Consider the following 11708-nt stretch of genomic DNA (forward strand, 5'->3'; position numbering starts at 1 on the left):
TCGAAGTAAACAGACGTCAACCGACGTCTTTTTTTATGCCTGAAATTCAGCGCGGCATAACCATAAAAGACTTTCCCCTTCCCTGCCGTTAAATATCAATAACCGGCAGTCGCCTGCGCGGATGGGATTCCGACTGAAATATTGCTCTGGCCATAGCCGCGCCAATTTCTGCACAGACGGTAATGCCCTGTACGAACGGCTGGTCGTGCATCAGGTACGGCAATGCGCCAAACGCGATGCGCCCGCGAGCGGAAGCGGGCTCCAGCAGCGTGTAGTCATCACCCACGTCCGGAATATCATCGCCGGTCAGTTCAAGCTGCTTGCGCAGGGTGGGAAACGGCAGGTCTTTTGTCTTCAAGGGTTTCTGGCCGCGCGCATCGATAAATACATCGAATTCATATGTATTCTGCTGCACGGAAATGACCGTCTGCTCTTCCTTCACATCCATTTTATAATCCTGCCCGAGGGTAAGAATGCTGATTATTCCGGCCTCGCGTAATGCCAGCAATCTGCGAATGGACTGCGACGGAATAGCCGCATAATTATCAATAAAGACGCGGGCAAGCCCGGCATCGAACCTTTTACCGTCGCGTTCATCAAGGTGAGGAACGATTTCCTGAACGACTTCATGTAATCGAAGAACCGTGTAACGCCAGGGAACGGTATGTTTGTCGCGTTTGTTGCGTTCGACTTCAAGGAGATTGGATTCCGCCCAGTGGAAGGAGTCGTTATTTTTCCGATCGGCAAAATAAGCATCGGAAAAGCTGTCCGCATTCTGCGCGCTGAGGGCGATGCGTTCGCTCCATAGCGGATCGGCCCGTTCAAGTTCCTTCGCGACAAGCCTGAAAATCCGATCGAGCAACCCCTCTGTTCCGGCGGCAATTTCAGCTTTAACCACGTCATCCGTGACGATGCTTAATGGCTCATAGGGAATGGGGCAGTAAAAATCCGCCTCCGGCAGGATGCCTGAACGGGACATGAGTACGATATTAAGCGCCTCGCTTCCCTCATCAAGTTTGAAATAAGAGGGTTCGCCATCCTTTTCGATAAATGTGCCATGCTGCACGACAACCGCCATTGCTGCGTCAATGCCGCTCAAAGAGGTGCCCATTATCCCGACCTTGCAGGCCCCGATTTTTGCCTCCATCAGGCCTGACCACGGGCTTGGGAAAAATGTACGTACTGAAGGATCTTCATCAGGCCAGACATGCCCGGTCGCGATAACCGCCAGATCGAACAATTCCGCCGCCGGTTGCCGCTGCGCCCACAGTCTCACCCCTTCTGAGGTGGTTTCGAGATCGGTGACCTGGCAGGACTCATGCACCTCCACCTCGAAGCCCTGTTTTTTCGCCTGCGCAACTAATTGCAGAAACTGGTCGCGAAAATACTCCCCGAGCAGGATGCGCGGCAGAAACTGCCGGTCGTGAAGTGAAGGCGGCTGAACGCCATAACGAGCCAGATGCTCCTCGCTCAGGCTTCGCAGCCAGTCGAGATAGGTCGAAAAAATAGCGGGGATTTCGATACTGGCAATATTTGCCAGCATCATTCGAGAGTTATCTTCAAAGCTGTAAGGCATGCCGACGCCCGCCTCATGGGCCTGCTCAAAGAGCGAAATCGAAAGCGGCTCGTTGTGCTTAAGAAGCGAGTAAAAAGTATAGATACCCGTTGGCCCCGTGCCGATAATAGCGATCTTTTTCATCAATTTTCACCCGCGTTATTGTTATATCGCTCTTTCCTTTATCAGGATTTCAGTTCGCCGAAACATCGAAGGCCAGCAAGCCATGCAGGGGAAATTTGCATCCGAATCCTTAGAAGTAAGTGTGGTAGAAAAAGTGAATTGAGCCAAGTTGACTGGTTTGTGATACGCCCGCTCAAAGACCGGGCCGCCCTTTGGCGCACGGCCGCAGAAAACACCGTTGACGTTTCATCCTCTCGCCATAACAGGCTGGAAATAAAATTCACTAGTGATAAATGCCAGTCCGTTTATCTGCCGGCTGGCTTTTGAGAATTATATTCCATAAAGATATCTATCTTTGGCTGTTAGCTTTGTGGAAATAATCACATTAGTGAACCATATTCAAAGGGTTGGGTTGAGTTTACTTTTTCTTTTGATAACTAATCATTGAGGTTCAACATGAAGATAGCGCAGGCCATTATTACAGCAGTTGCATTAGGCACCCTCTCTTTTGGCGCTGTGTCCGCAGAGCTGCTTACCAAAGAAGCGCTGAAAGAGCATCCTGATATGTACACAAAAATCGGCACTATCGTCACCGACGGCGAGCTGGCGCCGAGTGATGCAAAAGAAGAGTTAGCTAAAAAGGCAGATGAAAAAGGCGGCGATTTTTACGTCGTCACCTCTGCAGATACCCAGAGCAAAATTCACGCTACTGCAGACGTTTACAAGAAAAATTAAGCCAGTCGAATTTTAATGAGAAATGGGCAGCCCGAAGCTGCCCATTTTTTTGTCCAACGCTTTATTAAAATTCGATACGCGCACCGAGGTTATAACGACGACCTTCAACCAGGCCGTAACCCCCCCTGGCTGACCCGCTGCGGATCGGCATCGAACAGGTTGTAGATCCCCGCCATTAGCTGGGTATTTTTATTAAGCTGATGTCGCTCAACTGTACGGTTTTAATCTCTTTGCCGCTGCGCGTATCAATAAGCGAAACCAAGCCTTCAAGCGTATTGCCGATATATACGTAAACGCCATTGCCCGCGCGGCCCTTGTTTCCTGCCGGACTCAGAAGATCCCTTTCTGGCGGATCTTCTTCATTTTTTCGGTCGACGTGGTGATTTCAGCCAGCGCTATTTCCTCCGCATTGCCGTTGCGGGAAGGCTCCTGCGCTGCTGCTTTCTCGCTGCGGCGTAGCTGTGCAAGCTGTAAATTTTGCTTTTCCAGTAAAGCACGCACGCTTTCAAGTTCATTCCGCAAATGCACAAATTCCGCCTGCATTCCCTCGCTCATTTCCTGCGATACGCTTTGCGGCAGGGCCGGTGCGGCAGATACAGGGTCAGGAAGCGCTTTCTTCAGCAATAGTTCCAGCTGCTTAAGCTGCTGCTTTGAAAAATCCTCCGTCGCAGGCGCGCTGACCGGCGTGCCTTCAGGCAGCAATTCACAGCGCGCAAGCTCGGCCACCAGCTCGGGTAACGTCAGATGTTCCCGGCTGATGGATTCCGCAACGTGATGGCAAAGCTGCGGACTGAGTAACTGAAGCTGTAAACCCGCCAGGTAGACGTTGCGGTGGAAAGCGCGCATTTGCATAGCGGCTTCATCGCGCTCCCCCGCATCCTGTTTCAGCGAGTTGTGCCATTGCGTAAGCTTCGCAACGGTTCGCAGGTCCGCCTGCGATTCGCCGGGATTCAGATGCAGCGTGAGATTAACCCGCTTTGTCTGCCCGTTACTCATTTTCCTCTACCTCAAGTAACACCGGCTCCTCAACGGCCTGCGCGCCTGACTCGGAATGGAACAGGCAGATCTCGCGGGACAGCGCGCTCTGAGGTTTTTCAATGGTCACCACCCGATCGCCAAGCGTAGCGTAAGCCGCACGGACAGCCGCTTCGATCAACGGCGCGCCGCCGCCGACCAGGTAAACACGGTTCGGGTTTTTAGCGAATTTTTTGGCTTCATAGGCCACCTGATCGCCAAGTTCGGTGATTTTGGTTTCGATGCGCTGAAGGATATCCCCGATGCGGGATTCATCATTTATCACGCTTTTCACGAACGCCATATCGTCGCGACGTTTGATAAGCTCATTGGCAACCAGATAGCTGGAGTCGCTGTCGGCCGCCGCCAGCGCTTTACGCGTGGCGTCTGTGACCATTGCCACACCGATTTCGTTATTGCCGTAAATGGCCGATACATCGTCAAATTCCCCGACGATTATCCCCATATCAAGCGTGGTGCCGCCGCAGTCGATAACCAATGATTTGGTGAATTCGCTGGTTTCGGAACCCAGAAGATGGGACAGCGCCGCCGGCAGGCTTTCCGGCATCACTTCCACACCGACAATCTTAAACAGCTCGCCTTTATTTAGCGTGATGTCGCGCATCAGGTTACGGCGTTTGGCTTCGATACGGTCTTCGTTGCGCTGGCAGTCGTCCGGGTTGTAGAACTGGGTGATAGGCAGCGTGACCACGATATCCACTTCGCACGGCTCAAGGCCGCTTTGCAACAGCGCATGATGCACCGCCAGCAGGTTGAGATCGTCATACTGGTAGTCGATATGCGTGGTGGAAAGCGCTTTATCGGAGGTGGCATCGTAGGTGTATTTCGTGGTGCCGATGGTGTAGTTGAATACTTTCTGGCCGCGCAACAGCGCCGCGCTTTTCCAGTCTTTGCGGAAGGAGTTCGGCGACACCACCGTTTTAAGGACGCCGTTTTCAATCCAGCTAATTTTGACGTTGGTGGAGCCATCGTCGATGGCAAATTTCATGCGGGTCTGGGTCATATCAAGCATCTCTTCGGCACAGGGACAGCAAGGCCTGGGGGCGGCGCTATCCCAATTTTGACAAAACGGATAAAGGATTTATTTCAGGTAGATGCTAACGAAGATAAAGCGGCAAAGTTATTCCGCCAAAAATGAATAAGCTTTAATTTACTTATTGCTAACATGCCAGCACGGGAACCTGAAAGAGGCGGGAATTATAGCGTGAAAATATAGCGGTTTGAATAAAGGTTATTTATTGCGCTCAATATTTCGATGGAAAAATTACGTAACAGCATATAAAACAGCAAGTTAACAACAAGTCGCATTTATTATAATAATAAAATAAGCATGTAAGTAACGATAAAAATAAAACAAAGCAACAGAAAGGGAAACATATATTCCGGAAAGCAGGAATAAAAAACCCGCAAGGCGGAAATTTTATTTCCTCGCGGACGTTTAATGTTTTATTAACTTATTTTGCGCGAAGCGCTAAAACAACGCTGCGAAGGGAAACTTTAACCTGTTTGCACCCCAGGCCCCTTTCCCGGACAATGCCCGTTTTTAACGTTGACTTAACAGCCCCGGATTACCACAACATGAAGCACCCACTCGAATCCCTGATGAGCGCGGGCGGCATTTTGCTGCTGGCCTTCTTATCCTGCCTGCTGCTCCCGGCTCCCCTGCTGACCCTGACGCTTGCCCATAAGCTGATGGACAGGTTTCATCTGCTCGATCTTAACCAGCTTTACACGATTATTTTCTGTGCGTGGTTCCTGCTGCTGGGCGTGATTGAGTATTTTATCATTCGCTTCGTCTGGCGCAGATGGTTTTCGGTTGAGCGAGGGTAATCATCGGCTTACAGATGAGCAATGGCGGCCAGCGCGGCGCTGAATTCCTCAACCGCTGTCTATACTTGTGTCAGGAAACCAACTGACATTATGGGATAGCGCTATGCCTCTGACCGATTTTGAGCACTCCGAACCTTATACGCTCGGCATTGAACTGGAAATGCAGATTGTTAATCCGCCCACCTATGATTTGAGCCAGGACTCCTCGCTGCTGATTAAGGATCTCAAGGGCCAAATTAGCGCAGGCGAGGTGAAGCACGACATTACCGAAAGCATGCTCGAAGTTGCCACGGACGTGTGCAAAAACGTGGAAGAAGCCAGAACGCAGCTTGCGGATTTACGTCATCGGGTATTGCAGTCCGCCAACAATCATCACCTGGCGATTTGCGGCGGCGGCACGCATCCGTGGCAAAAATGGCAGCGCCAGGAAGTGTGCCAGAACGAGCGCTACAATCGTACTCTTGAGCTCTTCGGCTATCTGATGAAGCAGGCCACGGTATTTGGTCAGCACGTTCACGTGGGCTGTGAAAACGAAGAGGACGCTATTTATTTGCTGCACGGCCTGTCGCGTTTTGTGCCGCATTTTATTGCGCTTTCCGCCTCCTCGCCCTATATCCAGGGCTCCGATACCACCTACGCCTCTTCGCGTCTGAATATTTTTTCAGCCTTTCCGGACAACGGTCACGCGCCTTTTGTCAGCAACTGGCAGGAATTTAACTGGATGTATCAGCGCCTGGAAACCAGCGGCATTATCGAGTCGGTAAAAGACCTGCACTGGGACATTCGCCCCAGCCCCAAATTTGGCACGGTCGAAGTGCGAGTGATGGATACGCCGCTGACAATAACGCGCGCGGTCAATATCGCCGGGTTTATTCAGGCGCTCTCACACTGGCTTCTGAGCGAACGCCCGTTCGTACCGCGTTCCGAAGACTATTTGCTCTACCGGTTCAACCGTTTTCAGGCTTGTCGCTTCGGCCTTGAAGGCATGCTTACCGATGTTCGATCCGGTGAACAACGTACTATCGCCGAGGATCTTTTGCCTCTGCTCGACACGCTCGCCCCCTATGCGGCAGAACTCAAAGGAGACAGCGCGCTGGAGTCGATTCACGACGCCGTTCGCAGTAAAGCAAGCGACACTACACAAATCCGCGAATTCATCGCTAAGGGCGGTTTGCTGACGGAACTGGTGCGGGAAAATTGCGAAATTTGGGCCGGGGAATAATCCCGGCCTGGTCCGCCAAAGCCACGCATCAATAAGGGTTATTAAAAATTTATTTCATCTACTCCTTACGAGGTGTTTACCTGCTCAATCCTTAGCGAATTGATTTTACTCAATATATGCCGCGCGCCAGTTGCTATTTTCGCCGTCGTTAATACGTCATAACAATGAGGTTACGATGGACGTCAGCCGCAGAAAATTTTTTAAAATCTGTGCCGGCGGTATGGCAGGAACTACCGCGGCGATGCTGGGCTTTGCCCCAACCGCCGCGCTTGCGGAAGTGCGCAACTACAAGCTGCTGCGCGCGAAAGAAACCCGCAATACCTGTACTTACTGTTCCGTAGGGTGTGGATTGTTGATGTACAGCCTGGGCGACGGCGCGAAGAACGCCAAATCCAGCATTTTTCATATTGAAGGGGACCCGGATCACCCGGTCAGCCGCGGCGCGCTGTGCCCAAAAGGCGCGGGCCTTCTGGATTATATCCACAGCGATTCCCGCCTGCGCTACCCCGAATACCGCGCGCCAGGCTCAGATAAATGGCTGCGTATCAGTTGGGAAGACGCCTTCGAGCGCATTGCCCGCCTGATGAAGGACGACCGCGACGCAAACTTCGTTGAGAAGAACGAACAGAACGTGACGGTGAACCGCTGGCTGACTACCGGCATGCTGTGCGCATCGGCCGCCAGCAATGAAACCGGCATGCTCACTCAGAAGTTCGCCCGCTCGCTGGGCATGCTGGCAGTTGATAACCAGGCGCGCGTCTGACACGGACCAACGGTAGCAAGTCTTGCTCCAACATTTGGTCGCGGTGCGATGACCAACCACTGGGTTGATATCAAAAACGCCAACGTTGTGATGGTGATGGGCGGCAACGCCGCTGAAGCGCATCCGGTGGGTTTCCGCTGGGCGATGGAAGCCAAAAACAACAACGACGCCACGCTGATTGTGGTCGATCCGCGCTTTACCCGCACCGCTTCGGTTGCGGATATCTACGCGCCAATCCGCTCCGGCACCGACATTACCTTCCTGTCGGGCGTTATCCTGTACCTGATTAACAACAACAAAATCAACGCCGAATACGTTAAAAGCTACACCAACGCCGCCCTGCTGGTGCGCGACGACTTTAGCTTTGATGACGGCCTGTTCAGCGGCTATGACGAAGCAAAACGCCAGTACGACAAAACGAGCTGGAACTATCAGTTCGATGAAAACGGCTATGCAAAACGTGACGACACGCTGACCCATCCGCGCTGCGTGTGGAACCTGCTCAAAGAGCACGTTTCCCGCTATACGCCGGACGTGGTGGAACACATCTGCGGCACCCCGCGGGCGGACTTCCTGAAAGTGTGCGAAGCGCTGGCCTCCACAAGTGCCGCCGACAGAACAACCACCTTCCTGTACGCGCTGGGCTGGACCCAGCACACCGTTGGCGCGCAGAACATCCGCACCATGGCAATGATCCAACTGCTGCTCGGCAATATGGGCATGGCGGGCGGCGGCGTGAACGCACTGCGCGGGCACTCCAACATTCAGGGCCTGACCGATCTGGGGCTGCTGTCCACCAGCCTGCCGGGATATTTAACCCTGCCGTCTGAGAAGCAAACCGATCTGCAAAGCTATCTTGCCGCCAACACGCCAAAAGCCACGCTGCCAGGCCAGGTGAACTACTGGAGCAACTATCCGAAGTTTTTCGTAAGCCTGATGAAAGCGTTCTACGGCGATGCCGCCACGCGGGAAAACAACTGGGGCTTTGACTGGCTGCCGAAGTGGGACCAGGCCTACGACGTGCTGAAGTACTTCGATATGATGGACCGCGACAAAGTCACCGGCTACATCTGCCAGGGCTTTAACCCGGTTGCCTCCTTCCCGGACAAAAACAAAGTCGTCGCAAGCCTGAGCAAACTGAAGTATCTGGTGATTATCGATCCCCTGGTGACCGAAACCTCCAACTTCTGGCAGAACCACGGCGAGATGAACGATGTCGTTCCGGCGAATATCCAGACGGAAGTATTCCGCCTGCCGTCCACCTGCTTTGCGGAAGAGGACGGCTCGATTGCCAACTCCGGACGCTGGCTACAGTGGCACTGGAAAGGCGCAGACGCCCCGGGTGAAGCGCTTAACGACGGCGAAATTCTGGCCGGGCTTTACCACCGTATGCGCGAGCTTTATCGCACAGAAGGCGGCAAAGGCACCGAGCCGCTGCTGAAAATGAGCTGGCATTACGACCAACCCGATCGTCCGGAATCCGAAGAGGTGGCGAAAGAGAACAACGGCTACGCGCTCGAAGATCTCTACGACCCGGCCGGAAACCTGCTGGCGAAAAAAGGTCAGTTGCTGGATTCGTTTGCGTTGCTTCGCGACGACGGCACAACCTCATCCGCCTGCTGGATATATGCCGGTAGCTGGACCGCCAAAGGCAACCAGATGGCGAACCGCGACAACAGCGATCCGTCCGGGCTGGGCAACACGCTGGGCTGGGCCTGGGCATGGCCGCTAAACCGCCGCATCATTTACAACCGCGCTTCCGCAGATCCGCAGGGTAAGCCCTGGGATGCGAAACGCATGTTGATTAAGTGGAACGGCGTGAAATGGGTCGGCAATGATATCCCGGACTACAACACCGCGCCGCCGGGCAGCGGCGTGGGGCCGTTTATCATGCAGCCGGAAGGTCTTGGCCGCCTGTTCGCCATCGACAAAATGGCCGAAGGGCCGTTCCCGGAACACTACGAGCCGTTTGAAACGCCGCTGGGCACTAACCCGCTGCATCCGAACGTTATCTCTAACCCGGCGGCACGCCTGTACGAAGCCGATGCGAAACGCATGGGCAATCGCCGTGAGTTCCCGTACGTGGGAACAACCTATCGCCTGACCGAGCACTTCCATACCTGGACCAAGCATTCGCGGCTTAACGCCATCGTGCAACCGGAACAGTTTGTGGAGATAAGCGAAAAGCTGGCGAAAGCGAAAGGCATCGCCAACGGCGACCAGGTAAAAGTCAGCAGCAAACGCGGCTTTATCCGTGCCGTTGCGGTGGTGACGCCGCGTGTGCGTACGCTGAATGCGGGCGGGCAAGATGTGGAAACCATCGGAATTCCGCTGCACTGGGGCTTTGAAGGCACGGCGCGTAAAGGTTATCTCGCCAACACGCTCACCCCGTCCGTCGGCGACGCCAACTCGCAAACGCCGGAGTACAAGGCGTTTCTGGTCAACATTGAGAAGGCGTAAGGAGCGAACTCATGTCCATGCAATCTCAGGATATTATCAAGCGTTCGGCTACGAACGGCTTTACGCCTGCGCCGCGGGTTCGCGACTACAAAGAAGAAGTCGCGAAGCTGATTGATGTTTCTAGCTGTATCGGCTGTAAAGCCTGCCAGGTCGCCTGTTCCGAATGGAACGACATTCGCGATGAGGTGGGTCACTGCGTCGGAGTTTACGATAATCCCGCCGATTTGAGCGCCAAATCCTGGACGCTGATGCGTTTTTCGGAAACTCAGCAGAACGGCAAGCTGGAGTGGCTTATCCGCAAGGACGGCTGCATGCATTGTGCGGATCCGGGCTGCCTGAAGGCCTGCCCGTCCGCCGGAGCCATTATCCAGTACGCCAACGGCATCGTCGATTTTCAGTCGGAACATTGTATTGGCTGCGGGTACTGCATCGCCGGGTGCCCGTTCAATATTCCGCGCCTGAATAAAGACGATAACCGCGTCTATAAATGCACGCTGTGCGTGGACCGCGTAAGCGTGGGCCAGGAACCGGCCTGCGTGAAAACCTGCCCGACCGGCGCCATTCATTTCGGCACCAAAAAGGAGATGCTGGAGGTAGCCGATGAACGCGTCGGCAAGCTGAAAAAGCGTGGTTATGAACACGCTGGCGTCTATAACCCCCAGGGCGTTGGCGGTACGCATGTGATGTACGTTCTGCACCATGCCGACCAGCCGGAGCTTTATCACAACCTGCCGAAAGATCCGCACATCGATACGCCAGTCAATCTGTGGAAAGGCTTGCTCAAGCCGCTGTCGGCGGCAGGCTTTATCGCGACCTTTGCCGGGCTGGTTTTCCACTACGTGGGGATTGGGCCAAACGAAGAGGTGGATGAAGACGAGGAGGAACATCATGACTAAAAAGAGCAGGATGATTGTCAGGACGAAATTTATCGACCGCGCCTGTCACTGGACGGTAGTTATCTGTTTCTTCCTCGTTTCGCTCTCCGGCATCGCGCTGTTTTTCCCGACGCTGCAATGGTTGACGGAAACCTTCGGCACGCCGCAAATGGGCCGTATTCTGCATCCGTTCTTCGGCGTGCTGATATTCCTGGCGTTGATGTTTATGTTCACGCGCTTCGTGCATCACAACATTCCTGATAAACACGATATTCCATGGGTAAAAGGTATTGTTGAGGTGCTCAAAGGCAACGAGCATAAGGTGGCGAAGGTCGGTAAATACAATGCCGGGCAGAAGATGATGTTCTGGACCATTATGAGCATGATTTTCGTGCTGCTGGTGACCGGCGTTATCATCTGGCGGCCTTATTTTGCCGATTTCTTTCCAATCAGGGTCATACGCTACAGCCTGCTTATTCACGCCACAACGGCGATCATTTTAATCCACGCCATTCTGATCCATATGTATATGGCGTTCTGGGTGAAAGGATCGATTAAAGGCATGATCGTCGGCAAAGTCAGCCGCCGCTGGGCGCAGAAGCATCATCCGCGCTGGTATCGCGATGTGGAAGCGCTGGAGGCGAAGAAAGAGAGCACCGAGGGGCTGTAATTTCCCGGCTGCTAAAGGAGACGGCGCGCAATATTCGCTCTGCAAAGCAATGAACAAGATTGTTTTGGGGCAGATATGGCGCGTCATCTTTTTTGGGTTACGCAGGCTACCTGCACGCAATAGAATATAAATTACTTAGCTTTTTATTTCAGATGATTAATCGAAAGCTTGCGATTCTTCCAGTGGATTCAAATAATTACCTCTTCTGAAATAACAACCAGGGATGTGAATTTTAAGTCGCGAGATGGAATAATGCACGAACGCAGGATGACAAGGGAATGATGTTCACAACTCACTCATGCCCAAAAAAACAAGGCGTGTTCAGTGGGTATATTACGAAACAAAAGGCGATATTTTACCCTCCTTTGAAGTTGCCTGATTATTATACAACGGCATTCCACTGGACATAAATTGATCAATATCGCTGCAATTATTGTAAA

9 protein-coding genes are annotated in these 11708 nt (G+C 53.1%); 6 read left to right on the plus strand and 3 right to left on the minus strand.

What is annotated here, in order from left to right; all coding sequences use genetic code 11:
• Positions 1-88: 88 nt before the first annotated feature.
• Positions 89-1699: an FAD-NAD(P)-binding protein gene (locus MUA00_RS07225; RefSeq protein WP_271122428.1), complete on the minus strand. Its 1611-nt coding sequence runs from the start codon at positions 1697-1699 to the stop codon at positions 89-91.
• Between the two features lie 435 nt (positions 1700-2134).
• On the opposite strand from MUA00_RS07225, the gene yahO reads away from it, so the two are divergent.
• Positions 2135-2413 carry a DUF1471 family periplasmic protein YahO gene (yahO, locus tag MUA00_RS07230; RefSeq protein ID WP_271122429.1) on the plus strand — a complete coding sequence of 93 codons (279 nt, stop codon included), beginning with the start codon at positions 2135-2137 and terminating at the stop codon, positions 2411-2413.
• Between the two features lie 330 nt (positions 2414-2743).
• On the opposite strand, the gene MUA00_RS07235 is transcribed toward yahO, so the two are convergent.
• Positions 2744-3409 (minus strand): hypothetical protein, encoded by a 666-nt coding sequence (locus tag MUA00_RS07235; protein ID WP_271122430.1) that lies wholly within the window; start codon positions 3407-3409, stop codon positions 2744-2746.
• On the minus strand, positions 3402-4451 hold the full coding sequence (gene parM, locus MUA00_RS07240; RefSeq protein WP_271122431.1) for a plasmid segregation protein ParM domain-containing protein: 1050 nt from the start codon (positions 4449-4451) through the stop codon (positions 3402-3404). The genes MUA00_RS07235 and parM overlap by 8 nt, the downstream gene beginning before the upstream one ends.
• A 575-nt stretch (positions 4452-5026) precedes the next feature.
• Between parM and MUA00_RS07245 the strand changes: the two genes are divergently transcribed.
• The 5 genes from MUA00_RS07245 to fdnI all read left to right on the plus strand — a co-directional run bounded on the left by MUA00_RS07245 (position 5027) and on the right by fdnI (position 11268).
• Complete coding sequence (locus MUA00_RS07245) at positions 5027-5278, plus strand: DUF1158 domain-containing protein (RefSeq protein ID WP_271122432.1); 252 nt, start codon at positions 5027-5029, stop codon at positions 5276-5278.
• 103 nt (positions 5279-5381) lie between these two features.
• A complete protein-coding gene (locus tag MUA00_RS07250; RefSeq protein WP_271122433.1) occupies positions 5382-6500 on the plus strand; it encodes a YbdK family carboxylate-amine ligase in 1119 nt (372 codons plus the stop codon).
• A 175-nt stretch (positions 6501-6675) separates the two neighbouring features.
• Positions 6676-9723, plus strand: coding sequence for a formate dehydrogenase-N subunit alpha (gene fdnG, locus MUA00_RS07255; RefSeq protein ID WP_271122434.1), 3048 nt, complete (start codon positions 6676-6678; stop codon positions 9721-9723).
• An 11-nt stretch (positions 9724-9734) separates the two neighbouring features.
• Complete coding sequence (fdxH, locus tag MUA00_RS07260) at positions 9735-10619, plus strand: formate dehydrogenase subunit beta (RefSeq protein ID WP_271122435.1); 885 nt, start codon at positions 9735-9737, stop codon at positions 10617-10619.
• Entirely contained in the window at positions 10612-11268 is a 657-nt protein-coding gene (gene fdnI, locus MUA00_RS07265; RefSeq protein ID WP_271122436.1) for a formate dehydrogenase-N subunit gamma, read from the plus strand. Before fdxH ends, fdnI begins: the two co-directional genes overlap by 8 nt.
• Positions 11269-11708 lie beyond the last annotated feature (440 nt).

Source organism: Dryocola boscaweniae, assembly GCF_025215095.1.
Taxonomy (GTDB): domain Bacteria; phylum Pseudomonadota; class Gammaproteobacteria; order Enterobacterales; family Enterobacteriaceae; genus Dryocola; species Dryocola boscaweniae.